The following is a 26,551-nucleotide window of genomic DNA, read 5'->3' as shown; positions in this document are numbered from 1 at the left end:
AGCAGGCTCACGCACAAGAAATAGGATCGTTCCTGCGCTGCGCGTTGGAACGATCAACACACCGCCTCAACTGACCGCACAAAAAAACCGCCCTTGCGGGCGGCTAAAACACTTCTCCCGCGATCAGAAGCCGAGGCTGAAGCTGATGGTCATCGCGTGGTCCTCGTTTTTACCCGAGACCTGCCCCGAGTAGCCCAGACCGAGTTTGCCGGTCGGGCTGATCTGGAAGTCCACGCCCGCCTCCAGCAGCGCGCTGTCCTTGGCGATCGGTACGCCTTGGGTGGTGAACGAAGCGCCGCCGTCGATGAAGCTCAGGTCGGCATCCGGTTTGGTGTCGCCGAACGCGTGGCGCCAGCCGATGGCCGCGCGCGGGGTGAATTGCCCGCCGTTGGCCAGGGTGATGACTTTGCCGGCGCGCAGGCCCAGGGTCGAGAACGTGATGTCCTGACTGGAATCCGCTTTCAGGCGCCCGACGCCGCCCTTCTCACGCACCGTGTCGCTGTCGTAATTGACGTAAGACAGACCGGCAAATGGTTCCAGCGCGATGCCGGCCGCTTCGACGGTGTATCCGACTTCGCCGAACACTTGAGCACTGCGCGCGTCGTAATCACCTTTCAACCGATCGTTGTAGGCGCCGACGTTGACGTCGCGTTTGGTCTCGATGTCGTGCCAGCTGTAAGCCGCGCCCAAACGCACCGCCAAGGCATCGAACTGCGAGTTGAGGTACGCCGCCAAGTGGTAGCTTTCGACCGTGGCGTCGGAGCGACGATCATGCGCGTCGAGGTCGCTGCGGGTGTACCCGGCGGCCATCCCGGCCCGCCACTGGTCGTCGATCTGCTTGTCGGTGCCGAGCATGAAACCGCTGAGGTTGCGATCAAGACTGGCGGCGCCATTGCCCCCGTCCATCTCGCCCCAGGCGCCGAGTGCGCGCATCCAGCCGACCATTTCACCGTGGCAGCCGCCGCTGGTCAGGCGATTCTCGCTGGGCGCCAAGGCGCGGCGCGGATCGTCCGGGCCACTGCAGGACGGCTGGCGCATGCGGTCGTTGACCGCGTCGCGGATGTAGCGCGAATCTTCGAGAATCGCGCTGGCGGTGCTCGCGTGAATCTCCCCGGACAGACTGTCGAACGCCGCACGGGCTCCGGCGCTGCTCAGGTTGACGATCTCGGTTTGCAACGCTGCGCCCGCCACACCGTTACGGCTCAGCGCCGAAGCGGCCGCACGTTGATTGCCCGTCGCAGCGACCGCAGCGAACGAGTTTTGATTGCGGCTGACGCTCAGTGCAACCTCGTTGGCGTTGTACACCAGCGAAGTGTCGAGGAACGCCCGCTCCGGCAGATCGGTGGCGCTGAACGTACCGTTGACGCCGCCGCCCGCCGTGATCAGCGCGTAAGACGCATCGCCGGTATACGGCAGCAGATTGTTCACCACCAGACCGCCGCTGAGGGTTGCCGCGCCACCGACCACCAGAGGCGTGACGGTTGGCGAAGTGACGGTCAGCGCCAGCACGCCGGTTGGCGCGTTGGTCAGGTTGCCGGCGACGCGCAGCACGCTGGCATTGGCACCGGAAACCATCAGCCCGTTGTTGTTGATCGAACCGACGCTGCCGTTGCCGCTCAACGCCGCGCCATTGGCGACATTGACCTGGCCACCGAGGGTGCTTGGCGTGCTGCTGTCGCCGACTTGCAACGTGCCTTGCTCGACATCGACTGTGCCGCTGAACGGCTGATCACCGGTCAGCAATAACAGACCTGCGCCCTGCTTGACCACGTTGCCGGTGCCGCTGAGCACACCGTTGAACCGGCCGCTGCTGAGCTGAGCAAACAGCATCCGCGCGTTGATCAGGAAGCGCCCCTGCAGGCTGGCGGTATTACCGACCAGCGTGCCGCCGCTGACAAGGGTGCCGCCGCTATAGGTGTTGGCGCCGCTGAGCACCAACGTGCCGGAATCGAGTTTCTCGATACCGCCAGTGCCCACCAGCGGCGCGGCGATTTCCGTGGTCACGCCACTGTTGACGCGCACGGCCGCCAGACTGCCGTCGAGCGCATTGATCGGGCTCAAACTGCCGTCCGCGCCTGCGACCAGGCGATACCCGTTGTCGAGCACTTGCAACCCGGTAAAGCCCTGATTGCCGACCACGGTAACAGTGCCGCCCTGCCCGCCAAAGACTGCGAACTGATTGTTCGAATCCTCGCTGACGGTGCCGTTGGCGTTGGTCCAGTTGGTGTCCGAACCCCAGGTGCCGCTGCCGCCGCCAATCGTGCCGTCAGCATTGGTTTTGTCACCGTTCCAGAACTGCACTTGGCCCGGCGCACTTTCCACCAGCAGATTGACCTGATTGGCCAACGCCGTTTGCAAGGTCAAGCTCGCCGGCAATACCGCGCCGGGCAAGCTGCCGTAGATCAAACCATTGTTGGTCAGGGCACCGCCGTAGCGGAACAGTTGATAGACGCCGGTGCCAAAGCCGCCGGCATCAGTGATGTTCAGCGTGCCGTCGAGGGTCAGGTTACCGGCGACATTCACCACAGTGGTCGAAGCCGTCGCCGCGCCGAGGGTGAAGTCGAGCACCGAGCCCGAGGCCAACGCCAGCGTGCCGAATGACAGTGGCGCGACGTTGCCGCCGCCGACCAGCGTTGCGTCGCTGGCCAGTTGCACGGCGCCGCCGAGTTGCCCGCTGCCACCGAGAGTGGCGCCGCTGGCGACGGTGACATTGGCGCTGTTCAACGTGCCGTCGACCATCAGCGAACCGGCCTGCACATTGGTGTCGCCGGTAAAGCTGTTGTTGCCAGTGAGCAACAATTCGCCGGTCCCGGTTTTGTTCAGCGTGCCGGCGCCAGTCAGGTTGCCGGTGTAGGTGCCGTCGCTGGTTTGCTCGAAGGTCAGCGCGGCGTTGTTGACGATCGCGCCTTGCAGGCTGGCGGTGGTGCCACTGGTGCTGCCGCCGTTCAGCGTGGTGCCGCCGCTGTAAGTGTTGGAACCGCTGAGCAACAAGGCGCCGCTGCCGTTTTTCACCAGGCTGCCGGTGCCGGCAATGTCGCCACTGAGCGCGGTGTCCTGCGTGCCCGCCAGGCTCAACTGACCGTTGAGGTTGATGTCGTTGGCCAATTGCAGCGCGGCCGTGCTGTCGAGCTGCGCGGTGCCAGCGACGTCCAGTGCGCCAGTGCCGATTGCGCTGTTGTTGCCGAGCACCAGCGTGCCGGCATTCAACTGCGTGCCGCCGGCGTAGGTGTTGCTGCCGTTCAAGGTCAGCCGCGCCAAGCCGTTTTTGCTCAATCTGCCGCTGCCGCTGACCACGCCGTCGAGGGTCAAGGCGTTGGAACCGCCGACATTCAATCCGCCGTTCAACACCACTGCGTTGGCCAGGCTGACGGCTGTGTTGCTGTCCAGCGTGGTGCCGTCGGCGGCGGTCAATGCGCCGCTGCCGAGCGCCGCGTTATTGCCTACCACCAGCGTGCCGCCGTTCAGCGCGGTGCCGCCGGTGTAGCCGTTGGCGCCGTTGAGCACCAAGGTGCCGGCGTCGTATTTACCCAAAGTGCCGGCGCCATTGATCGCTACGTCGACGGTCGCGGTAGCGTTCGGATCGACACGGAGCGTCGAGTTGCCGAGGCTGCCGTTGACCAACGTCAATTCGCCGGCCGTGCCATTCAACAAGCGGTAGCCGTCGCTGGCGAACTGCATGCCGGTGATCGCTTGCGCACCGTTGAGCGTGACATCACCCGCCGTGCCCTGGAACACCGCAAAGCTGTTGGCCCACGCCTGATTGGCGGTGCCGTTGACGTTGGTCCAATTGCTGATGCCGCTGCCCCATGTACCGCTGCCGCCATCGACCGCGCCGTTGCCAAGCAACTGCGCGCCGTCCCAGAACTGCACGGTGACGTTCGGTGCGGTTACCAGCAAATTCACCTGATTGGCCAGCGCGGTCTGCACTTGCAGATCACCCGGCAGCACACTGCCCGGCACGCTGCCGACCTGCAGACCGTTGTCGGTCAAGCCGCCGACGTAGTCGATCAGCCGATACACGCCGCTGCCAAAACCGCCGATGTCGCTGACGTTCAAGGCACCGTCGAGGGTCAAGTTGCCGCCGACATTCAGCAGCGCATTACCGCCGCCGACCACGGGCACACCGAGGCCGAAATCGAGGTTGGAATTGCCGCTTAGCGCCAGCGCACCCACCGACAAACTATTGCCGGTCGCCAGTGCAAGGTGACCGCCATCGGCGACGTTCACCGCGCCTGCGAGCGCACCGTTGCCAGTCAGGGTCGCGCCGTTGTTGACGGCAACGTTGGCACTCGCCAGCGAACCGCTGACGTTCAAGGTGCCGGCGTCGATGCTGGTGTCGCCGGTCAGGCTGTTGGCGCCGGTCAGGTTGAGCGTGCCGCTGCCGAGTTTCGCCAGCAAACCGCTGCCGTTGAGCACACCGTCGAACGTGCCGTTGGCGCTGTTGCCGCCAATGCTCAGCGTATTGCCCGCGCCGATTTGCGCGGTGCCGCTGCCACTCAGGCTGGCGAGACTGGCGGACGCGCCGAGGTTGAGGTTGGTGCCTGCGCCCAGATTGACCGCGGCGTTGTTACCCAGCGCCGTGGTGCTGAGGGTGGTCAGGCTGCCGTTCGCCACATCGAAGGTGCCGCTGAAGGTGTTGTTGCCGCTGAGGCTCAGATCGGCGGCGCCGTTTTTGATCAACGTGCCTGCGCCCGCGACGACCCCGGCCAGCGTCAGGTTGTTGTTGCCCGCCACGTCCAACTCAGCATTGACGTTGAGGTTGTTGGCCAGCACCAGCGCCGCGCTGTTGTCCAGCGTCGAAGCGCCAGCGACGGTCAGTGCGCCCGTGCCCAGCGCTGCTGCGTTGCCGAGAGTCAGGGTGCCGGCGTTCAGCGTGGTGCCGCCCGACAGGCTGTTGACGCCGTTTAGGGTCAGGTTCGCCGCGCCATTTTTGCTCAAGCTTCCGGCGCCGCTTATGACCCCGCCGAGGGTCAGATCATTGCTGCCGGCGACCGCGAGATTGGCGTTCAGCACCACGTTATTGCCCAGGCTCAACGCCGTGCTGTTGTCCAGCGTCGAAGCGCCCGCGACGGTCAGATTGCCCAGCCCCAGTGCCGCAGCATTGCCAGCGGTCAAGGTCCCGGCGTTGAGGTTGACGCCGCCGAGGAAGCCATTGCTGCCATTCAAAGTCAGGTTGGCCGCGCCGTTTTTGCTCAGGCTGCCCGCGCCGTTGAGGTTGCCGGCGAGGGTCAGGTCAGCGCTGCCGCCGATGCCAAGGTTGCCGGCGAGGTTCACCGCGTTGTTGACGGAGATTGGCGCAGCGGCGTCCAGCGTGGTGCCGTTGGCGGCGTTCAATACGCCGGTGCCGAGCGCCGTGTTCGAGGCCAGCACCAGTGCGCCGGCGTTCAGTGCGACCGGGCCGAGGAAGCTGTTATTGCCGCCGAGGGTCAGGTTGGCCGCGCCGGTTTTGATCAAACCGCCAACACCACTGATCGCACCGTTGAGGGTCAATGCGTTGCTGCCCGCGACGTTGAGATTGCCGGCCAGATCGACGGCGTTGCCGAGGGTCACTGCGGCGTTGCTGTCGAGGGTCACGCCCGACGCGGCGGTCAAAGTGCCGCTGCCCAGCGCGCTGTTGCTGCCCACGACCAGTGTGCCGCCATTGAGCAACGTGCCGCCGGCGTAGCTGTTGGCGCCGTTGAGCACCAGCGTGCCGCTGTCGAGTTTGGCCAGGGTGCCCGCGCCACCGATGTTGACGCCGAGGGTGGCGGTCACGCCCGGATCAACGCGGATCGCCGTGTTGCCGCCGCTGCCATTGACGGCGGTGAGTTGCCCCGCCGCGCCGCCGATCACGTTGTAGCCATCGGTGACGAACTGCATGCCGTTGAAAGTCTGCGTACCGTCGACCGTCACCGTGCCCGCCGCGCCTTGGAAAATCGCGAAATCGCTGGCCCAGGTCTGATTGACCAAACCGTTGACCGAGGTCCAGTTGGTACCGCCCGCCGTCCAGGTGCCCGTGCCGCCATCGACGCTGCCGTTGGCAATCGACTGGCTGCCGTCCCAGAAACGGATCGCCACGTTCGGTGCCGAAACCAGCAAGTTGATCTGATTGCCGACGCTGGTTTGCACCGCCAGATCGGCGAGGCTGTAACCGATGGGAATCGCGCCGACGTCCAGCCCGAGGTCGACGAGGCTGCCGGTGTAGTTGATCAGGCGATACACGCCGACGCCAAAACCGCCGGCGTCGGTGACGTTGAGCGAACCGTCGAGGGTCAGGTTGCCGCCGACATTCAGCAGTGAATTGGTGGAGGGCGTGCCGAGCGCCACGTCCAGGTTCGAGCCCGCGCCCAGCACCAACGAGGACGCGGACAACTGGTTGCCGCTGCTCAGCGCCAGATGGCCGCCGCTGTTCACGTTCAACGTGCCGAGCAACGAGCCGGTGCCAGTCAACGTGCCGCCATTGCCGACATTGACGTTGCTGCTGCCCAGCGAACCGCTGAGGTCGAGGGTGCCGCCGCTGACCAAGGTATCACCGGTAATGCCGTTGATCCCGGTCAGGTTTAGGATGCCGCTGCCGACTTTGGTCAGCCCGCCAGCGCCGGACAAACCACCGTCGAACGTGCTGGTGGTGTTGATGCCGCCGACCGACAACGTGCTGCCCGCGCCGATGGCCACATCACCGCTGCCGCTGAGGCCGGCGAGGCTGACATCGGCGCCCAGATTGAGGCTGGCGCCGGCGCTGACATTGGCCCCGGAAGTGTTGCCCAACGCGCCGGTGCTGAGGGCGGTGACGCTGCCGGACAGAATGTTCAGCGCGCCGGTGAAGCTGTTGTTGCCGCTGAGGGTCAGGTCGGCCAGACCGTTTTTGTTCAGCGCGGCGGCGCCATCGATAACGCCGCTGAGGTTGAGGTCGTTGTTGCCCGCGACGTTCAGGCCAGCATTCAGGGTCAGCGCGTTGGCCAAGGTGAACGCCGCGCTGTTATCCAGCGTGGAGGTGCCGCCGACGATCAATCCACCGGTGCCAAGCGCCGCGCCACTGCCCAATGTCAGGCTGCCGGCGTTGAGTGTGGTGCCGCCCTGGAACGTGTTGATGCCATTAAGGGTCAGGTTGGTGGCGTCATTCTTGATCAATTGGCCGCTGCCGCTGACCACGCCGGACAAGGTCAGCGCTTGTGTGCCGCCGACGCTCAGGCCGGCATTCAGCACGACATTGTTGCCGAGGTTGATCGGCGCAATGCTGTTGAGGGTCGCTGCGCCGCCGACAGTCAGGTTGCCCAGCCCCAGCGCCGAGTTGCTGCCGACGGTCACGGTGCCGGCGTTCAGCGTGGTGCCGCCGAGGAAGTTGTTGGAACCGTTGAGGATCAGATTCGCCGCGCCGTTTTTCACCAGGCTGCCGGCGCCGTTGACGTTGCCCGCCAGGGTCAGGTCGGCGCTGCCGCCGACATTCAACGCACCGGCGAGGTTGACCGCATTGTTCAGGCTGACCGCTGTGTTGCTGTCCAGTGTGGTATTGCCCGCCGCGTTCAACGTGCCCGAGCCCAAGGCACCGCTGGCGCCGACGATCAGTTTGCCGCTGTTCAGCGCCGTGGCGCCGAAGTAGCTGTTGGCGTGGTTGAGGGTCAAGTCAGCCGCGCCACTTTTGATCAGCCCGCCAATCCCGGCAACGGTGCCGTTGAGGGTCAGCGCGTTGCTGCCGGCGACGGTCAGGTTGCCGCCGAGGTTCACCGCGTTGGCCAACGTCGCCGCGGTGCTGGCATCGAGCGTGGTGCCAGCGGAGACGTTCAACGTGCCAGTGCCCAGCGCCGTGTTGGAACCGACGATCAGCGAGCCGGCATTCAGCGCGGTCGTGCCGGTGTAGGTATTGGCACCGGTCAGCGTCAGGCTCGAAGCGCCGGTCTTGATCAGGCCATTGCCGCCGCCAATCACCCCGCCGAGGGTTAGCGCGTTGGCGCCGCCAGTGGTCAGGTTGGCATTGAGGTTGATCGCGTTGTTCAGGGTCAGCGCCGAACTGCCGGTCAAGGTGCTCGCGCCGCCGACGGTCAGCGCGCCGGTGCCTAATGCAGCAGCGTTGCCGACGGTGATGCTGCCGGCATTCAGCGTGGTGCCGCCCTGGAAGGTGTTGATGCCATTGAGCGCCAGATTCGCCGCGCCGTTCTTGATCAAATTCCCGCTGCCGCTGAGCACGCCGCCGAGGCTCAAGGCATTGCTGCCGCCGACGCTCAGTGCGGCGTTGGCGATGATGTTGTTGGCGATGGCCACGCCGGTATTGGCGTCGAGTGTCGACGAAGCGGTCACGGTCAATGCGCCGCTGCCCAAGGCATTGGCGTTGCCGACGGTCAGGCTGCCGGCGTTGAGCGTGGTGCCGCCGAGGAACGCGTTGGCGTTGTTGAGCGTGAGGTTGGCCGCGCCGTTTTTGCTCAGCCCGCCGCTGCCACCGACCACCCCGCCGAGGGTCAGATTGGCGCTGCCGCCGACGGTCAGGTTGCCGGCGGTGTTGACCGCGTTAGTCAGCGCAACGGCGGTGCTGGCGTCCAGCGTGGTGCCGGCGGCGGCGTTCAACGCGCCGCTGCCCAACGCGGTGTTGGCGCCGAGAATCAGCGAACCGGCATTCAGTGCGGTGTTGCCGGAGTAGCTGTTGTTGCCGCCCAGCGCCAGCGCCGCGCTGCCATTTTTGATCAGCCCGCCAGCGCCGCTGACCACGCCAGTCAGGTTCAACGCCTGGGTACCGCCGACGGTCAGGTCCGCGCCGAGGTTGACTGCGTTAGCCAGCGTGACCGCGACGCTGGCATCAATCGACGTCCCCGCCGCCGTGTTCAACGCGCCGCTGCCCAACGCGGTATTGGACGCCAGCACCAGCGCGCCGGCATTCAGTGCGGTCGGGCCCTGATAGGTGTTGTTGCCGGTCAGCGTCAGGGTCGACGCGCCGTTTTTGATCAGGCCGCTGGTGCCGGAAATCAGCCCGTTGAGGGTCAGCGCATTGCTCCCGGCGAGAGTCAGATTACCGTTCAGCGCGATGGCATTGTTCAGCGCTACACCGGTGGTGGTGTCTAGGTTGGCCGCCGCGTTGACGTTCAACGCACCGCTGCCGAGCGCGTTGTTGGCGAGGCTGAGGGTGCCGGCATTGAGGCCAGTGCTGCCGCTGTAACTGGCGTTGTTGCCGGTCAGCGCCAAGGTACCGCTGCCGTTTTTCGAGATACCGCCAGCGCCGCTGATCGCACCCGCCAGGGTCAGGCTGCCGACGCCGGAAGTGCCGAGCGCGCTGTTGAGCACCAAGGCGTTGTTCAGCGTGACAGTGCCCGGCGCTTGCAGAACGGTCGAACCACCGAGGGTCACGGTGCCGGTGCTGAACGCCTGATCATTGCCCAGTTGCACTGAGCCGCCGTTGAGGGTGGTGCTGCCCAGATAGGTGTTGGCGCCATTGAGGATCAGTTGGCCGGTGCCGGTTTTGGTCAGGCCGCCGCTGCCGCTGATCACGTTGCCGAGCGTGATGGCGTTGGTGCCCATCAGTTGCAAACCGCTGGCGCCGAGGTTGATCAGGTTGCTCAGGGTCAAGCCGCCAGTGCTCGCCTGCAACCCGCCACCATTGGCGGTCAGTACGCCGCTGCCGAACGCCGCGCTGTTGTTGAATTGGGCGATACCGCCATTGAGCGTGGTGCTGCCGGTGACCACCGGACCTTGCAGCGTCCAGGTGCCGCTGTTGACCGTGAGGTTGTTGAAGTTGACGTAATTGTCGCTGGACACCGTGCCGACCCCAGTGGTGCCGCCGCCGAGACCAATCGGGTTCTGCAGGGTCAACGTGTTGACCCCGCCCGCGCCACCGTCGACCTGCCCGGTCGGTGCAAAGGTCAGGTTGACGCCGAGCAGCCCGCCCAAAGCCAGACCGATGCCGCCGCCAGTGGAAATGCTGGAACCGGTAATCGCGGTGAAGGTGTTGGTGCTGCCCGCCCCCATCGACACGCCGCCACTGATGGTGCCGGAGTTGGTGAAGGTATTGCCGCTGGCCGAGGTTTCGAACGCCATGCGCCCAGTGACTGTGCCGGCGTTGATCACGTTGACTTGAGAACCACCAGTGACCGCGACGATCGGGGTGTCGGCGGGAAACAGCGTCAGGCCCGCTAGCGAGACTGAACCGAGGCTGCCGTTGTTGACGATGTTGGTGCTGCCGCCAACGCCGTTACTGAGGTTCAGCGCCATGCCGTTGAGGCTGGCCAGGTTGACGCCCAGCAAGGCGCCGGTACCGCGAATGATCCCGGTGGCGGCGTTGCTGATGTTGACCACCGAGGCGCCGGTATTGCCGATGACCGCGCCCGTGCTTAACACGCTGAGTGCGCCGAGTAACGAAGGGTCAATGGTCCCGGCGTTATTCAACGTGATGTTGTTGCCCGTGAGGGTCAGCGCCTGCCCGCCCAGAGTGGCGTTGAGTTGCGCGCCGGTGTTGACGTTGACGGTGAGGTCATTCACCGCGCTGGAGAAGGTGTTGAGAAACAGCGGCAACGACGGCACGCCGCTACAGGTCACCGTCGCACCCGCCGCCGGGCTGGCGGGCGTACACGCGGCCATCGCTTGCGGGCTGACAACCCCGACAAACACGCCAACGATGCTCAGGCGCACGGCAAGAAAAAGTGGGGAAACGCGCGAAATCGGGGCGATGACGGATCTCAAGTCCACGGGCAATTCCTTTTACGTGGTTAACCATTCTTCCTTGAAAGGCGTGTGACAGCGGCGTTGTTTTCCGTGGGTCACGGCACGCGAATCAAGACTGCGACGGCGTTGTAAACCGTTCAAATCTTCAACCACGGTAGTAGACGCCCGGCGAAGGGACAGCGTCTGGCGCGGGTTAATTAGCATTAATACTTTGGTGTTGGAGCAGCGTTTACCCCTTGTGGGAGCGAGCTTGCTCGCGATGGCGATCGTCCAATTCAGCGCCGTGATTCCCTGACCCACCGCCATCGCGAGCAGGCTCGCTCCTACAGGGAAGCAGTGTGTTTTCAGTCGAGTTTTCCGGGTTGACCAAAGCGACAACAAAAGCCCCGATTCCCGAGATTTTTCATGCAATTGAAATAATTGGTATGAGTTGTGCAAACGTTTGCGAGTCGCCGATCACGGCGTTTTCGCTACATAACCGCGCTAGCCCGAGAACACGGGCCTTCGATTCGCACGAAAAGGGACTTTTAATGCACCACACGTCCAGCCGCGTGACTTGCTCGCGCACTGTTGCTGTTTCCTTGCTACTGGCCAGCGTTACAGGACTACTCAGCAGCACCGTTTTGGCGCAGCCCGCCCTCCCCGATGAATCCGCCCAGGGCGAAGCGCTGAGTGTCGAGGCCAGCCCGCCGAAAAAAGGCGCGTACCTGTCGGACTGGTTCAACCAGGACCTGACGGTGATCGGCAGCAAGGACATCAGTTTCGGCCCGCAACCCACCGACGATGTGTACCTGGAGTACGAATACTTCGGGCGCAAGGGCCCGTTCGAGTTGTACGGCTACATCGACATTCCGAAGATTTTCGACATCGGCAACAGCAATGACAAAGGCGCGTGGGACCACGGTTCGCCGCTGTTCATGGAGCACGAACCGCGCATCTCCATCGACTACCTCGCCGGCCGCAGCCTGGCCATCGGGCCGTTCAAGGAATGGTACGTGGCGTTCGACTGGATCTACGACCACGGCAGCAACACGCGCAACCGTAGCAACACGCTGTACAGCGGTTTGGGCACGGACATCGACACGCACTCGCGGGTCAATCTGTCGGCGAACCTATACGGTCGTTATCAGTGGGAAAGTTACGGGGCGAGCAACGAGTATTCCTGGGACGGCTACCGCGCCCAGCTGAAATACATCGTGCCGATCAGCAGCTTCAGCAACGGCGCATCGCTGACTTACATCGGCTTCACCAATATCGATTTCGGCTCGGACCTGCACAAGGACAATCCGGCGCGAACCGCCAACGCCACCGTCGCCACCAACGTCTTGCTGTACTCGTTCACCCACTTGCGCTTCACCCTGGTCGGCCGTTACTTCCACAACGGCGGCAACTGGGAGGATGGCAGCGAGCTGAATTTCGGCGACGGCGATTTCCGCGCGCGCTCGGATGGCTGGGGTTATTACGCCGGTATCGGATATCAATTCTAAGGAGGTTTTATGAAAGCAATGACGCGTCTTTCCCTGTCCGTAAGCTTGGCTTGCGGCGCTTTTCTCAGTTCAACCGCGTGGGCCGCTGAAGCACCGATTCAGCCGAAAGTGATGCTGGTCACGATGTTCGCCCCTGAGGCGCAAAACTGGATTGATCGCCTGGCGCTCACGCAGGAAGTGCGCGTGCCGGGCCTGTCCGCCGAGTACCCGAACATTCGCTGCAATACGCAGCAGGTGTGTTTGCTGGTGACCGGCATGGGCCAGACCAACGCCGCTGCATCGACCTTGGCGCTGGCGCTGTCGCCGAAATTCGATCTGCGCAAAAGCTATTTCCTGATCGCCGGGATTGCCGGGATCAGCCCCAAACACGGGACGATCGGCACCGCTGCATGGGCGCATTACCTGGTGGAATTCGGCACGCAATGGGAGATCGATTCGCGTAACGCGCCGAAAGACTGGCCGACCGGTTATATCGGCATCAACACCCAAGGCCCGAACCAGAAGCCGCCACTGGACTACAAGACTGAAGTGTTCGAGCTCAACCCGAAGCTGCAAGCCAAGGCATTTGCGCTGTCGCACAAGGTTGAATTGAGCGAAAGCAAAGAGTCGGCGGCATGGCGTTTGAAATACCCGTCAGCCCCGGCCAATCAGCCGCCGGTGGTGACCCAATGCGATACGTTGGCGGGCAATACCTGGTTCTCCGGCACACGTTTGAGTGAACGCGCCGAGGTGTGGACCAAGTTGCTCACGGACAACAAAGGGGAATATTGCACGACGCAGCAGGAAGACAACTCGACGTATGAAGCGCTGCTGCGCGCCAGTCGTGAAGGGCTGGTGGACGTACAGCGGCTGGCCGTGGTGCGCGCCGGTTCCGACTTCGACCGCCCGGCGCCGGGGCAAAGCGAAGTGGACAACCTGCTGAAATACGCCGACCAGGGCGGCTTCGTCCCGGCGCTGGAAAACCTCTACCGCACCGGCAATCCGCTGGTGCAGGACATTCTGAAAAACTGGTCGGCGTGGGAGCAAGGTGTGCCCGAGGCTTGAGTCCGACTCCAAGGCGCCATCGCGAGCAAGCTCGCTCCCACAGGTGATCGGTGTTGAACACAAAATTCTTGCCCACCAAACATCCCCTGTAGGAGTGAGCCTGCTCGCGATTGGGCCAGCACATCCAACATCTCCGCGCCTGACACACCGACATCGCGAGCAGGCTCACTCCTACAATTGATCTGTGTTGAACACAACATCTGTATCCACCAAACATCCCCTGTAGGAGTGAGCCTGCTCGCGATTGGGCCAGCACATCCAACATCTCCGCGCCTGACACACCGCTTTCGCGGGCAAGCCTCGCTCCTACAATTGATCTGTGTTGAACACTAAATCTATGTCCACCAAACATCCCCTGTGGGAGCGAGCTTGCTCGCGATGGCGTCAGATCAGGCAACCCATCTGTCAGTCAGGGCAGCAATATCACCTTGTCACCCCCGCCCGCGTTCACTTCGGCATACCGCGCCACGCCCTCGGCCAATGGCGATTCCACCAGCCCTTGCGGCAATGGCAGCAACCCCTGATCAAAGAATTTGCCGAACTGATCCAGCATCGCCGCGCACGCCGCTACCCCGTACAACAACGAGTTGATCCCGACCACCGAACCGCCCTTGCGATACAACGCCAGCGCTGGCAATTGCACGTGACCGTCTACCGGCGCCGCGATGATCGCAATGCGTCCGAACGCTGCCAGCGCTGAGACTGAGGCTGGCAACCAGAAACCGGTGGTGTCGAAAATCACCTCGGCGCCGCCGGCGAAAACCGCATTGACCTGCGCGCCAAGGTCTTCAGGTTTGTCCAGTTGCAACGTCTGGTAACCCTGAGCCTGCAACGCTTCGACCTGCTCGACCCGCCGCGCCGCCGCCAACACCTGCGCGCCCCGCACCTTGGCCAATGCCAGCGCCGCAGTGCCGACCGCCCCGCCGCCGATCACCAACAAACGCGTGCCCGCCGTCACCAGACTGCGTTCCAGCGCATCCCACGCCGTGGTGTACGGCACGCCGAGGCTGGCGGCCTGGGCGAAACTCAGATGCGTCGGTTTCAGCGCCACGCCGTTGGCCGGCAACTTGACGAATTGCGCATGCGAACCGTCAGCGAAAAACCCCAGCTCGCGCCCGGTGCCCCAGACGTCCTGGCCGATCAACGCCTGCGGCCCCTCCACCACCACCCCGGCGAAATCCCGGCCGGGAATGCGCGGCAGCGTGGTGTAAGGGAAACGCCCGAGTACGTTTTTTACATCGCTGGGGTTGAGACCGGCAGCCTTGATTTGCACCAGCACTTCATCGGCGCCAGGCACCGGGGTGGGCACCTCGACGTAGCGCAAGGCCGAGAGGTCGCCGGTGTTGTCGAATTGCAGAGCTTTCATCGCGAGCTTCCATTGAATGAGCGAAGGATGTTCAGGAGATCCAACCGGCGACCCACTGCCGGCCCACCGGCCACAACTGCTCGCCGGCCAGCATGCCCAGCAATCCCACCAGCGCAATCGCCGGAGGCGCCGGCGAGCGGAAATTCAGCGCGCCATACAGCAGGCCAACGCCGAGGCCGATGGCCAGCGAGATGAGGTAGTTCATGACAGACTCCGTGGCATTGATTGGGGGAATGCGCAGAGTCTAAACAAGGGTCGCGAAAGCAATCGGCCAAGGGCTTCTGGCTATCGGCCAAAATCCCGCCACTCCACAACCCCTGTAGGAGTGAGCCTGCTCGCGATAGCGGTCGATCAATCAACATCTCTGTCGAAAGTAAAACCGCCATCGCGAGCAGGCTCACTCCTACACGGGGTCAGCGATTGGTCATGAACTGCGACGGCGCCACGCCCAGTTCACGGCGGAACATGTCGCTGAAGCTGCTCGGCGAATAGCCCAGTTCGCGGGCAATCGTGCTGACCGCCACGCCCTGAATCAACTCCGCCACCGCCGTCGCCAATTGCACCTGGCGCCGCCACTCGGCGAAGCCCATGCCCAGGGCCTCCTTGAACAACCGCGCCAGCGTGCGCACGCTGGCCCCGGTATTTTGCGCATGTTGTTCAAACGAGATATCCAGCGACGGCGCCGCCATGACCGCCTGACACAGATTGAGCAAGCGCCGGTCAGAATCGTCCGGCAAGGGAATCTTCAGCATCGAACGCTTGGCACGCTGCAGCTCCAGCAGCGCCAGACTCACCAGCGCTTCGTAATATTGCGGCGCGTCTGCTGCCGGCTGCGCGGATTGATCGCCCTGTTCCACCAACCCGACAATTAATTCGCGCAGCAACCCGCCGACTTCGATCACCTGCACCCGATCATCCAGCGTCGCCGCCAGCGCCGGGCGCAGGTAGATATTGCGCATCTGCAAGTCCGACACCACGCGAATCCCATGCGGCACGCCGGGCGGCAGCCACACCGCGCGTTGCGGCGGCACCACCAGCGCTTCGTGCGGGGTTTCGACCCACATCACGCCGCTCATGGCGTATAACAACTGACCCCACACATGCGCGTGCGGCTCGATGAACAAGCCGCGCGGATAGGTGCGCGCCAGCGGTTGCACCGGCACATCGGTGTCACTCAAATCGGGCGGTGCGGCGAGGGCCATGGGCAACGTTCATTGGGGTTGGCGGGAGTCGCCATGGTAACGGCGCGCCCGGCGTGTCGCCAGCGACGTCGCCGTCTGACAATCAGACTGAATTTTCAGCGCCGCCAACGATCCCTCTATTACTACAGGGAGGAATACGGGCTTTATGAACAACGCAAAACTCTTCGTCATTGAATACACCCTTCATGGCGTTCCCAAGTCTTTCATTATTCGTCTGGACAAGATGGATAACGCCGAGGCGTGGCATTGGGCAAGCTGCGACGCCGGGGTTGGGCGAATCCCGAGGTTCGGCCGCGAAAAAGTGCAAAAGACCAGTAAGCCGCTGGCGGAGAAATTCGGCGTCGAGAACGTCTCTTGGCGACCGGCGAAGTAAAAGACACTCAGGGAGACAAGGACGTCAGATACAAAAAGTGGAGCCCGGATGGCTCCACTTTTCGCATCCGGCGTTTGCCTGAAGGCTGTATCTGACGGCTACTTTTGCGAGCACTTGCAGCCTTTGCTCGAACACGCTTCACCGTGTTCATGATGCTTGGCGCAAGCTTCGCAGCAGTAATGCTTGCCGTGCCGCGCGATGGGATGCTCGCCTAACTTGCACGAGCATTTGGGGCAGTCGCAGGTACTTTCACTGTCGGTCATGGGGCGGACTCCATTGTGATGGTCGTCCGGTGCAACGAGCGTGCACCGTATCCCCAGTGTAGAAGCTCATGTAGCAGCTGCCGAGCCCGCGGGGCTGCGTTCGGCAGCGCAGCAGTCGCCAATCACTTGCTCAAGCCAGGCGCTCAGGCCTGGGCTCGGCTGCTGCTGCGATACATGAACACCAGCGCCAGCGCCAGGCAGACCATCGCGACGATGCGGCTGCCGGACAATTCGATTGCCGGGTTGCCGAGCCAGCCGAAATTGTCGATCAACATGCCCATCCCCAACTGGCCGAGGATCACCGCCACGGTCGCCACAGCTGTGCCGACTCGCGGCACCGCGCCGACCATGACGATCATGTAGATCACACCGAACAACGCGCCGCTGAGTTGCCATTTCGGCACGTCCAGCAGGCTCACGGCGTGCGCCGGTTCGAAAAACAGGATCAACAACCCGGTGACCACAGCGCCGACCGCGAAGGTCAGCAGACTGCTGCGCAACACACCAACGCTCTCGCCGAGACGGCCGTTGATCGCAGCCTGAATGCTCAACACCGCACCGGCGGCCACGACCACTGCCAACAAAATAATCAGATTCATCATTAACCCCGTGCGATCAGAACAAGTGCCGCGACAATCAGCAGCAACGCCAGCCAGCGTTCACCGTTGACCTTTTTGCGCGTGGTGCCGAACCAGCCGAAATGGTCGATCAGCACGCTTTTGCCGACCTGCCCGGAGAGGATCGCGATCATTGTCATGGCGACGCCAATGTGCGGCGTGGCCAAGGTCAGCACCACCACGTAGATCGGCCCGAGAATCCCGCCGATCAACTGCCAGCGCGGCAACTCGCTGAGCGCCGGGCCCTGTTGTTTGCCGCTGAACAGCAACAGCAAAAACAGAATCGCCGAGCCAACACCGAAAATGCTCAGGGTCGCCCACAAATGCCCGACCTGAACTCCGAGCGGCCCGAGCAAACCGGCCTCCACGGAAAGGCCCATGCCGGCCAGAATCACCAGCGGCAACAGCAACAGCCGCAGCCCCGGTTTGGTCGCGGGCGCCGCTGGGGCCGCCGCAGTATCGATTGAAGAAGATTGCATAAGAAATCCTGCCAGTCAGTGAAAGCGCAGATCCACAAAAGCCGGTTTGCTGAGGAGCAGTGGCAACCAAGTTTGCACATCACCTGGAGCAACCAGGCTTGCACATCATCTGAGACAACCAAGTTTGCACATCACCTGTAGCAACTAGGCTTGCACATCACTGGAGACAACCAAGCTTGCACATCGCCTTGAGCAACCAGGCTTGCACATCATCTGTGGCGAGCGAGCTTGCTCGCGCTGGGTTGCGCAGCAGCCCCAAAATCTTGTGAGCGCTACGCACTCCAGCGCGAGCAAGCTCGCTCGCCACAGAAGCTCATTTGCCATAACAGCTGGTTAGCCCTAACAGCTGGCTTTGCCACTACAGCTGGTTTACCACCCAAAGCAACTCTGCGGATCTGCAAAGTGGCGCGCATTATCGGCTGGCGATCCTTTGCGATAAATGGGAGCATCCGGACAACACTTTTGCGCAACTCGCACAGCAGGATCTTCCATGCACGGGCTCAACGAACTCGGATTCAAGGCACTTCGGCTGTTTGTCGCCGTGCTCGACCACGGCAGTTTCTCCGAGGTCGCTCGCCGCGAAGGCCTGGCGCCCTCCTCGATCTCGCGGCAAATCCAGCTCATGGAACAGGCCCTCAGCCAACAATTGCTCTACCGCCACACCCGCGCCGTCACGCCGACGGAGGCCGGGCGCATGCTCGGGCATCACGCGCGGCTGGTGCTGGCGCAACTCGAAGAAGCCGAACAAGCCCTGCAAGAACAGCAAAGCGAACCCAGCGGACTGGTGCGCATCAACGCACCGGTGGTGTTTGGCCAGCGGCATCTGACGCCGTGGCTCGGGCAACTGTGCGAGCGTTACCCGAAGCTGCAACTGGATATCCAGCAAACCGACAGCTACGTCGACCCGCTGCAGGAAGGCGCCGACCTGCTGTTTCGCATCGGTACGCTGCATGACTCGAGCATGCAGGCGCGCATCCTCGCGCCGCATCGCTTCCAGGTCGCCGCCAGCCCCGCGTACCTGCAACGCCACGGCATCCCGCAACACCCCGCCGACCTCGCCCAGCATCAATGCCTGGCCTACAAAGGCGTGACCGGCCAGCAGCGCTGGTTCTTCCGCCGCGAGCAACAGGACTGGACGCCGTACTCGGTCAAAGGCCCGCTCACCGGCAACCACGCCGACACCCTCACCCAAGCCGCCGAACAAGGCCTGGGGCTGGTGATGTTTCCGTCATGGCTGATCGGCGAAGCAGTGCGCGCCGGCACACTGGTTCCGGTACTCGAGGAATATCAAGTGTCCAACAGCCTCGAACCGCAGCAGATCGCCGTCCTGTGGCCGGGCAGTCGGCGGTTGTCGGTGAAGGTCAGGACCGTGATTGATTATTTTGTCGAATGTTTTGGTGCAGTGCCGTATTGGGACAGGCCATAACAACCTGCCCCTCACGGGCCTGGATCAATCGGGCATGGCACGGATGATGTCAGCCAAATCATCTTTGGTGATTCCATTGGCCTTTATGGCAGCGGCGACTTCGTCCTTGGTAAGAGGAAATCTCTTAAAGATTTCTTTCAAAGCATCTGCATCAATGTTCGATATCCAAAGAGGGTCGATGAAAGATCCACCGTATTCCGGCTTCATCGGTACATCCTCGTGCGCTATAGATCCCTTGTGATTTACATAAACCACATAGCGGTCGTGTCCCTCGGGAAAGCTCTTATCGTGATAGAGGGTGGTCCCAAGAGGTAAAACATAATAATTTTCATCGCCATTCGGCCCTTCGATGAGCAAAGGCTCTTTGGTTTTTATCATCTTCATGCCATGGTCCCTCGATAAATTACTTATTAATAAAAACCCTAATACAGCGGCATTTACAGCCACCAAAACTGAAACCCAGAAAAAAATCGACTTATTTGTAAATGTTCTTTTTGTCATAACGTGCCTCGGTATTGCCTTCAAGCATAGCTTGGAGGTCCGCCGGCATAAAAATACCGTCCTGAGTTGATTTTTGGGTGCGCGCTGCTTGCCTCTCCACCCACGAAAGCCCTCTCATCTCTGAGTATTCAGAAGGATTCTGTACAATTGGTTTCCCTGAGATTTTCGCCCCGTCAATTGTCACGGTCGTACAATTATTTACCGTTGGATGATAATCACCAAGCAACACATAACGAGTAACTGCTGCAGTTTTTTTTCGAATTTCTTTCTTCTGCGCAATGACCCCATCGAAATAAGCAACAATTGCTTGCGCCTTGGCTTTATCCAAGTTATAGACGAAGCCGGTTGTCACTCTTCCCAAGCTATTCTCACCAGAAATATATGTTTTAAAAGACGTCCAAACGTTTAATACGCCTTCTCCCTCACTGTCAAAATTCCCCCATGTCCTCCCATATCGCCCGAAGTCGTATATAAAATCGTTACCACCTACAAAAACATGCAAAGCCGCATGCCCAAATAGATGTTCCTCTTTATCGCGCGCATACGGCCCTCCAATGAGAATCTCCATGTAGGAACCTGATACCACTACTTGATTAGTCTTGGTGGTTTTCCCTGGCGCTCCTGCATTTTTTGCTATTTCCGCTGTGCTAGATGTTCTAGTAGGCTGGACCATTAAAGATATTCCGTATCTTCAAGTTTTGGAAACTTTATACTGCAACTCCCTCTAGGCACGTTTGCAACGTGCACAAACCCGTTACTATCAAGCGCACCCGAAATTACATTACCATCAGGAAGTGTTAACACAAACTCTTCATTGGCAATGGGCTTGTCTTTTTCATCTAACAATTGAAACTCAACAAATGTTTTTTCTTGTAAGAACTGAGAAAGTAAGTTACTAGCACTGGCGGAACCAGCGCTGCCTACAAATGTATTAGGTGAACCGGCAGTGATAGAGGCACCACAAGCACTTAAAGATCCAACATGCGCGACATCTCTACCAAGTCCAAAAACGTGTGGAGCACCCGTCGTGATCGGGTACTGCCGTGTATGGGGCAGGAATATGTATCTCCTACCAGAGCCACTGGAAGAGCGTTGACGAAAATTGGGCTCGAGCCAGTTGAGATTTTTCCTCCGTGACTGCCTGGGTCTCCAAGTCGCGCTACTGGCTTTCCTGCCATGATTCTTCTCCTTTGAATATTTTGAACCGCGAATAGTACATGACTCTGGAGATTACTTCGTTTCGTCGTAGGCTTAGGAATTCACCTACAAGCAGCGTAGCCGTTTCCCGCTTTTACCCAGTTGACTGCCCTGCCCTCACTCCCTATCCTCGCGCCTGTCACGACTCATCGTGATCGAGTTTGACGGCTCGGAATCCTTACTACGCGCATATCCTCTTTGCTCGTGCACTTGTGTGCCCGTTCATTGCCTATGGTGACTGTGCGTGGGGCATCTTCGGATGCGCCGGGTTAGTGAGGACCGGTCCGTCAACCTGCGCGCAGTTGCCACCCTATTCGTTTGACGGCGATTTCGTGGCAACTCTTTTTAACCTAAGAGTGTCACCTCGCTTATGACAAATGCCACTACAAAACTCACGCCGTTCGCGGCGTGCGATCACGTCGACCATCACCTATTTGCCGTACAGCCTGATATTCCGATTCTCGACGCACTGGAACATGCCTCGGTCCATCTCAGTTGCGCTGAAGCCCTCTTCCACCAAGCCACCAACGCCGCCCGCGCAGAGCACAGCGCGACTATACGCTGGGCCAGCAAACACATGCTCAACACCGCACGCTCACTGGTACAAGCCTCGATTGATGGTTTGCACACAGCAAAAGCTGGGGGTGAAGCATGAACCCGTATATAGCCATGGCCAACAATGATTCCAACATCGCAGTGTTGCTGGTTGCCACGCAAGCACCGCTGGAGGTGCTGCACAGCAACGCTGCCACGCGTTTTCTGGCGGGCACACAGATGATGGAAAGTCTGGCCAGCCTCGACATCACTCAGGCCAAGGGTGCCGACGTGCAGCAATTGGCATATGCAGCGGCTATTTTGCTGCGCGACGCGTGTGATGTGATGGATGTGTTGGGGCGGCAGATTCGGGCAGCGAAGGTTTGATATCCATTCTGTAGGAGCATGGCTTGCCCGCGACGGCGATTTCAAGGACGCCAGCGCGAGCAAGCTTTGCTCCTACAGGTTTTGTTGATATCAGATGCGGAACTGGCCGACCAATTTACCGAGGCGCTGGCCCAAATCCGCCAGGCTGCGCGAGGTCTGCGCGCCGAGCTGGGTTTCGTCCGCCACGCTGTCTACCGCCACGGCAATTTGATGCACGCTGCGGTTGATCTCTTCGGCCACCGCAGTCTGTTCTTCGGCAGCGCTGGCAATCTGGGCGTTCATTGAGTTGATGGTGCCGATCAGTTGCGCCATCGCGTCCAGCGACGCGCCCGCTTCGTTGGCCTGCGCCGAGGTGCCGTCGCCGGCCTCGCTGGAACGGCGCATCGCTTCTACCGCCGATTGGGTGCCGGCCTGCAAGCGGTCGATCATCCCCTGAATTTCCTGAGTACTGATTTGCGTGCGGCTGGCCAGCGCTCGTACTTCGTCGGCGACCACTGCAAATCCGCGTCCAGCCTCACCGGCGCGCGCGGCTTCGATCGCCGCGTTGAGCGCCAACAGGTTGGTTTGCTCGGCGATCGAGCGGATCACCCCGAGCACGCTGACAATCGACGACACGTCTTTTTGCAGGCTGTCGAGCGATACACCGCTGCTGCGAATGTCATCGACCAAGGCATGAATTTTGACGATGCTGCCGGCCACCACGCGTTTGGCCGCCTGGCCTTCGGCGTCGGTTTGCTGGGCGGCGACCGCAGCGTTTTGTGCGCTTTTCGCCACTTCCTGCGCGGCGGCGGACATCTGGTTGATCGCCGTGGCGACCTGATCGGTTTCGTGGCGCTGACGTTCCATCGCCTGATCCGAACGCTGCGCCTGATCGGAAACCTGATTCACCAGCCCGGTCAATTGCGAGGTCATTTCGGTGATCTGGCGTACTAGTCCGTGAATCTTGTCGACGAAGCGGTTGAACGAGCCGGCCAGTTGCCCGAGTTCGTCATCGCTGGTGATGGTCAGGCGCCGGGTCAGGTCGCCCTCGCCGGCCGCGATGTCGTCGAGGTTGGCTTTCATCAGGTTCAGCGGACGCAAAATGGTGTTGGCCAGGAGCATGCCGACCGCAGCAATCACCAGCAACACCACCACGGCGATGCCGATGATGCTCAGCACCACGCCTTCCATGCGCTCGGTGATTTTTTCCTGGACCAGCGCGACTTGCGCTTCGATGCCGTCAAGGTTCACCGAGGTGCCGACCGCCATGTCCCACTTCGCCAGGTAGTCGGTGTAGCCGAGTTTGGGCACCAGCACTTGCGTATTGCCCGGCAGCGGCGAGCTGTATTGCAGATAGTGGGTGCCGTCCTTGGCGACTTTCACCAGGTCGCGGTTGACGTAGACGCCGTTCGGGTCGCGGTTGTCCTTGAAGCTCTGGCCGACGCCTTCGGGGCTGTTGGCCTTGAACAGGCGCACGGTGTTGGAGTCGTAGCCGAAGAAGTAGCCGTCCTTGCCGTAGGTGATGCTCGAGAGCAATTTGATCGCTTGCGCGCGCGCCGCGTCATCGCCGGGGGCGGCCGCGTCGTAGAGCGGTTTGATCGTGGTCATGGCCACGGCGACGTAGCTCTGCAGGGTGGCTTTGGCGTCATTGAGCAGGTTTTGCCGGGTGTCCTCGACCTCTTTGCGCGCCTGATCCTGAAGGATGAACAGCGTGGTCAGGCTGATGATCAAGGCAAAAAGCAGCACCGGGAGGACGGCAAGGGACAGGACTTTAGCCTTCAGGCTCATGCGCATGACGGTTCACTCTTTTTGATTTTATTGGCGAGGTTAAAGGCGTTAACGGCCAGCCGGATCAAAAGTTGAATCGTCAGCTACAAGTCCCTTGCAGGAGCGAGGCTCTGTGGCGAGGGGGCTTGCCCCCGTTGGGTCGCGCAGCGCCCCCGCCCTATCTTCAAGAAAACTGAATTGGCAGCTTTTACAACTGCTGCGCAGTCGAACGGGGGCAAGCCCCCTCGCCACAAAAGCAGGTTCGTGCGGGGTTACAGGACCATCGCCGCCACCCAGCCGAACGCCAGCAGCGGCAGGTTGTAGTGCAGGAACGTCGGGACCACGGTGTCCCAGATGTGATGGTGCTGGCCATCGATGTTCAAACCCGAGGTCGGGCCCAGCGTTGAATCCGAGGCCGGCGAACCGGTGTCGCCCAACGCACCGGCCGTGCCGACGATGCACACAATCGCCATCGGGCTGAAGCCCAGTTGCACGCACAACGGCACAAAAATCGCCGCCAGAATCGGCACCGTGGAGAACGACGAACCGATGCCAATCGTCACCATCAGGCCCACCAGCAGCATCAGCAGCGCGCCGATGGCTTTGCTGTGATCGATCCACGCCGCTGCGCTTTCGACCAGCGTGCGCACCTGCCCGGTGGCCTTGAGCACTTCGGCAAAACCGGACGCGGCAATCATGATGAAACCGATCATCGCCATCATTTTCATGCCTTCGGTGAACAGGTCGTCGGTCTCACGCCACTTCACAATCCCCGACACCGAGAAAATCAGAAACCCGGCCAACGCGCCGATGATCATCGAATCCAGCAGCAACTGAATGATGAACGCCGCGGCAATCGCCAGCCCGGCAATGCCCAGGGTCATCGGGTTGTAGGCAACGCTGACCTGCTCGACTTGCTCGATCTTCGCCAGGTCGTAGACACGCTTTTTGCGGTAGCTGAAAAACACCGCCACCAGCAGCCCGAACACCATGCCCATCGCCGGAATCGCCATGGCGTGCATGACGTTGATGTGGCTGATATCGACGCCGCTCTTGCTGACGTTGGCCAGCAGAATCTGGTTGAGGAAGATGTTGCCGAAACCTACGGGGAAGACCATGTACGGGGTGATCAGGCCGAAGGTCATGACGCAGGCGATCAAGCGCCGGTCCAGTTGCAGTTTGGTCAGCACGTATAAAAGCGGCGGCACCAGCAACGGAATAAACGCGATATGTATCGGCAGGATGTTCTGTGAAGCGATCGCCACCACCCACAACAGGCCAATCAGCAGCCATTTGACCTGGCGGCCACCGCTGGCGTGTTGGCGGTCGACCATCAGCAGGGCTTTGTCGGCCAGCGCGTGGGCGAGGCCGGATTTGGCAATCGCCACGGCGAAAGCGCCGAGCAAGGCGTAGGACAACGCGACTGTGGCGCCATTGCCGAGCCCGCTGTTGAAGGCTTTGAGCGTGGCGTCGATGCCCAAACCACCGGTCAGGCCACCCACCAGCGCGCCGACGATCAGCGCGATCACCACATGCACGCGGGACAGGCTGAGCACCAGCATGACGCCGACCGCGGCAATTACAGCATTAATCATCGTTACCTCTGGGCATGCGAAATGAGACCGCCCGGCAGTTCGCAAAGCGCCGCCAGCGGAATAAAGGAATGGGTTTTATTAGAGGGCGCGCACTGTGCCGCAGAGTGGCGTCGGTGTCAAAGCGCACATGGCCCGGAAATGTGTAACAGCTTGCGATCACCTGACCGCGCTCTGTAGGAGCAAGGCTTGCCCGCGAAGACGGTGTGTCAGTCAACATGAATGCTGAATGTGCCGCCACCTTCGCGGGCAAGCCTCGCTCCTACAGATTGGATTTGTCCTTAAGAAAGCCGAATCGTGGCCGTTACAGTGCAAAGTCTCAGATAAATATCGAATAAGGACGCCTTTTCATGTCGCTCAGACAGCTCTCCATCCAATGGAAGATCACCCTGCTGGCCGGGCTTTGCCTTGCGGGTATCGTGACGCTTCTGGTGGGTCTTTCGTTGTATCGCATGGAGCACAGCTCTGCGCTGGTGAAGGCGTCGAGCATGCAGATGCTCACCGAATCGGCCCAGGCGCGAATCGAATCCCAGGGTGAAAACCAGGCGCTGAACATTCGTCAGCAGTTCATGGACGCCTATCAATACGGCCACGGCTTCTCACGCCAGGTGCTGTTTTTGCGCGAGCAGGCCGAGAAGCGTTTTCTCGACGCCTTCGACCTGCGCGAAGACTTGACCCGTCAAGTCAAAGCCGCGCTGCAAGCCAACCCGGAACTGCTCGGTTTGTCGCTGGTGTTTGAAGCCAATGCGCTGGACGGCAAGGATGAATTGTTCGCCGGTCAAGCCGAGCTGGGCAGCAACGACAAGGGCCGTTTTGCCTTGTACTGGTCGCAACCGACCGCCGGCAAACTGACCTCGATGTCGCTGCCCGAAAGCGACATGGCCGACACCAGCACCGGCCCCAGCGGTCAGGCCGCCAACGCCTGGTTCACCTGCCCACGGACCACGCTCAAGCCGTGCGTGATCGAGCCGTATTTCTACGTCATCGACGGCCAGAATGTGCTGATGACCAGCATCGTGTTTCCGCTGATGGTCGATGGCAAGGTCATCGCCTCGCTGTCGGTCGACATCAACCTCAACAGCCTGCAAGCGATCAGCGTCGGCGCGAGCAAAAAGCTCTACGACGGCCAGACTCACGTCAGCATCCTCAGCCCGGTCGGCCTGCTCGCCGGTTACAGCGCCGACGCCAGCAAGCTCAGCCAACGCCTGGACGCCGTCGACAACGTCAACGGCGCCGAGCTGATCCGCCGACTCGCCGCCAGCAGCAACACCGAAAGCCTGCACAACAACGGACAACTGAAAGTGCTGGCGCCGTTCCAGCCGATTCCGGATGGCAAGTCGTGGGGCGTGTTGCTCGACGTGCCGGAAAAAGTCCTGGTCGGCCCGGCCGAAGCGCTGAAAAAACAGCTCGATGAAAGCAACCGCGCGGGCTCCCTGATGGAGCTCGGCCTCGGCGTGCTCGCAGCGTTGATCGGTTTGCTGCTGGTGTGGCTGATGGCGCGCAGCGTGACCCGGCCGATCCTCGGCGTGGCGCACATGCTTGAAGACATCGCCAGCGGCGAAGGTGATTTGACCCGCCGGCTGGCTTACGACAAAAAGGACGAACTCGGTCAGTTGGCCGGTTGGTTCAACCGTTTCCTCGACAAGCTGCAACCGATCATTGCCGAAGTAAAACGCTCGGTGCAGGACGCGCGCAGCACCGCCGACCAGTCTTC

General features: G+C 61.4%; 17 protein-coding genes and 3 pseudogenes. 7 read left to right on the top strand and 13 right to left on the bottom strand.

Annotated elements, in window-relative coordinates; all coding sequences use genetic code 11:
• Positions 1–123: 123 nt before the first annotated feature.
• Positions 124–10,647 (bottom strand): autotransporter-associated beta strand repeat-containing protein, encoded by a 10,524-nt coding sequence (locus tag FBY12_RS00465; protein WP_145250043.1) that lies wholly within the window; start codon positions 10,645–10,647, stop codon positions 124–126.
• A 506-nt stretch (positions 10,648–11,153) separates the two neighbouring features.
• Between FBY12_RS00465 and FBY12_RS00460 the strand changes: the two genes are divergently transcribed.
• Positions 11,154–12,110: a nucleoside-specific channel-forming protein Tsx gene (locus FBY12_RS00460; protein WP_145250040.1), complete on the top strand. Its 957-nt coding sequence runs from the start codon at positions 11,154–11,156 to the stop codon at positions 12,108–12,110.
• 9 nt (positions 12,111–12,119) lie between these two features.
• Positions 12,120–13,154, top strand: a complete 1,035-nt coding sequence (locus FBY12_RS00455) for a purine nucleoside permease (protein WP_145250037.1) — start codon at positions 12,120–12,122, stop codon at positions 13,152–13,154.
• Positions 13,155–13,563: 409 nt separating this feature from the next.
• Here FBY12_RS00455 and FBY12_RS00450 read toward each other — a convergent pair whose 3' ends face one another.
• From FBY12_RS00450 to FBY12_RS00440, 3 genes are all read right to left on the bottom strand, one after another.
• On the bottom strand, positions 13,564–14,520 hold the full coding sequence (locus FBY12_RS00450; protein WP_145250034.1) for a zinc-binding alcohol dehydrogenase family protein: 957 nt from the start codon (positions 14,518–14,520) through the stop codon (positions 13,564–13,566).
• Positions 14,521–14,551: 31 nt separating this feature from the next.
• Positions 14,552–14,725 carry a DUF1427 family protein gene (locus FBY12_RS00445; protein WP_101206913.1) on the bottom strand — a complete coding sequence of 58 codons (174 nt, stop codon included), beginning with the start codon at positions 14,723–14,725 and terminating at the stop codon, positions 14,552–14,554.
• A 208-nt stretch (positions 14,726–14,933) separates the two neighbouring features.
• Positions 14,934–15,722: a helix-turn-helix transcriptional regulator gene (locus FBY12_RS00440; RefSeq protein WP_145250031.1), complete on the bottom strand. Its 789-nt coding sequence runs from the start codon at positions 15,720–15,722 to the stop codon at positions 14,934–14,936.
• 145 nt (positions 15,723–15,867) lie between these two features.
• On the opposite strand from FBY12_RS00440, the gene FBY12_RS00435 reads away from it, so the two are divergent.
• A complete protein-coding gene (locus tag FBY12_RS00435) occupies positions 15,868–16,095 on the top strand; it encodes a DUF6555 family protein (RefSeq protein ID WP_092279832.1) in 228 nt (75 codons plus the stop codon).
• A gap of 98 nt (positions 16,096–16,193) precedes the next feature.
• Here FBY12_RS00435 and FBY12_RS00430 read toward each other — a convergent pair whose 3' ends face one another.
• The 3 genes from FBY12_RS00430 to FBY12_RS00420 all read right to left on the bottom strand — a co-directional run bounded on the left by FBY12_RS00430 (position 16,194) and on the right by FBY12_RS00420 (position 17,454).
• Positions 16,194–16,358, bottom strand: coding sequence for a metallothionein (locus tag FBY12_RS00430; RefSeq protein WP_092279830.1), 165 nt, complete (start codon positions 16,356–16,358; stop codon positions 16,194–16,196).
• 143 nt (positions 16,359–16,501) lie between these two features.
• Entirely contained in the window at positions 16,502–16,960 is a 459-nt protein-coding gene (locus tag FBY12_RS00425; protein ID WP_145250028.1) for a DMT family transporter, read from the bottom strand.
• Positions 16,960–17,454: a DMT family transporter gene (locus FBY12_RS00420; protein WP_121732282.1), complete on the bottom strand. Its 495-nt coding sequence runs from the start codon at positions 17,452–17,454 to the stop codon at positions 16,960–16,962. Before FBY12_RS00420 ends, FBY12_RS00425 begins: the two co-directional genes overlap by 1 nt.
• Positions 17,455–17,944: 490 nt before the next feature.
• Here FBY12_RS00420 and FBY12_RS00410 point away from each other — a divergent pair, with 490 nt between their 5' ends.
• Complete coding sequence (locus FBY12_RS00410; protein ID WP_145250025.1) at positions 17,945–18,880, top strand: LysR family transcriptional regulator; 936 nt, start codon at positions 17,945–17,947, stop codon at positions 18,878–18,880.
• 24 nt (positions 18,881–18,904) lie between these two features.
• On the opposite strand, the gene FBY12_RS00405 is transcribed toward FBY12_RS00410, so the two are convergent.
• From FBY12_RS00405 to FBY12_RS28080, 3 genes are all read right to left on the bottom strand, one after another.
• On the bottom strand, positions 18,905–19,264 hold the full coding sequence (locus FBY12_RS00405) for a hypothetical protein (RefSeq protein ID WP_256663247.1): 360 nt from the start codon (positions 19,262–19,264) through the stop codon (positions 18,905–18,907).
• 91 nt (positions 19,265–19,355) lie between these two features.
• Complete coding sequence (locus tag FBY12_RS00400) at positions 19,356–20,054, bottom strand: hypothetical protein (RefSeq protein ID WP_145250019.1); 699 nt, start codon at positions 20,052–20,054, stop codon at positions 19,356–19,358.
• A gap of 295 nt (positions 20,055–20,349) precedes the next feature.
• Complete coding sequence (locus FBY12_RS28080; RefSeq protein ID WP_145250017.1) at positions 20,350–20,559, bottom strand: PAAR domain-containing protein; 210 nt, start codon at positions 20,557–20,559, stop codon at positions 20,350–20,352.
• A 389-nt stretch (positions 20,560–20,948) separates the two neighbouring features.
• Between FBY12_RS28080 and FBY12_RS00390 the strand changes: the two genes are divergently transcribed.
• Positions 20,949–21,233: a DUF3077 domain-containing protein gene (locus FBY12_RS00390; protein ID WP_145250015.1), complete on the top strand. Its 285-nt coding sequence runs from the start codon at positions 20,949–20,951 to the stop codon at positions 21,231–21,233.
• Positions 21,230–21,499 carry a short-chain dehydrogenase gene (locus FBY12_RS00385; RefSeq protein ID WP_145250012.1) on the top strand — a complete coding sequence of 90 codons (270 nt, stop codon included), beginning with the start codon at positions 21,230–21,232 and terminating at the stop codon, positions 21,497–21,499. Before FBY12_RS00390 ends, FBY12_RS00385 begins: the two co-directional genes overlap by 4 nt.
• A gap of 90 nt (positions 21,500–21,589) precedes the next feature.
• On the opposite strand, the pseudogene FBY12_RS28075 reads toward FBY12_RS00385, so the two are convergent.
• The 3 genes and pseudogenes from FBY12_RS28075 to FBY12_RS00375 all read right to left on the bottom strand — a co-directional run.
• Positions 21,590–22,156: pseudogene (locus FBY12_RS28075) on the bottom strand (methyl-accepting chemotaxis protein); the annotation flags it as partial.
• 339 nt (positions 22,157–22,495) lie between these two features.
• A pseudogene (locus FBY12_RS28070) lies at positions 22,496–23,266 on the bottom strand (cache domain-containing protein); the annotation flags it as partial.
• Between the two features lie 251 nt (positions 23,267–23,517).
• A complete protein-coding gene (locus FBY12_RS00375; RefSeq protein ID WP_167370484.1) occupies positions 23,518–24,837 on the bottom strand; it encodes a Na+/H+ antiporter family protein in 1,320 nt (439 codons plus the stop codon).
• A 350-nt stretch (positions 24,838–25,187) separates the two neighbouring features.
• Here FBY12_RS00375 and FBY12_RS28065 point away from each other — a divergent pair.
• Positions 25,188–26,477, top strand: a pseudogene (locus tag FBY12_RS28065) (HAMP domain-containing protein); the annotation flags it as partial.
• Positions 26,478–26,551 lie beyond the last annotated feature (74 nt).

The organism is Pseudomonas sp. SJZ131 (assembly GCF_007828705.1).
GTDB classification, from domain to species: domain Bacteria; phylum Pseudomonadota; class Gammaproteobacteria; order Pseudomonadales; family Pseudomonadaceae; genus Aquipseudomonas; species Aquipseudomonas prosekii.
Note: the sequence above shows the minus strand (reverse complement) of the source record. Positions and strands in the feature narration are given on the sequence as shown.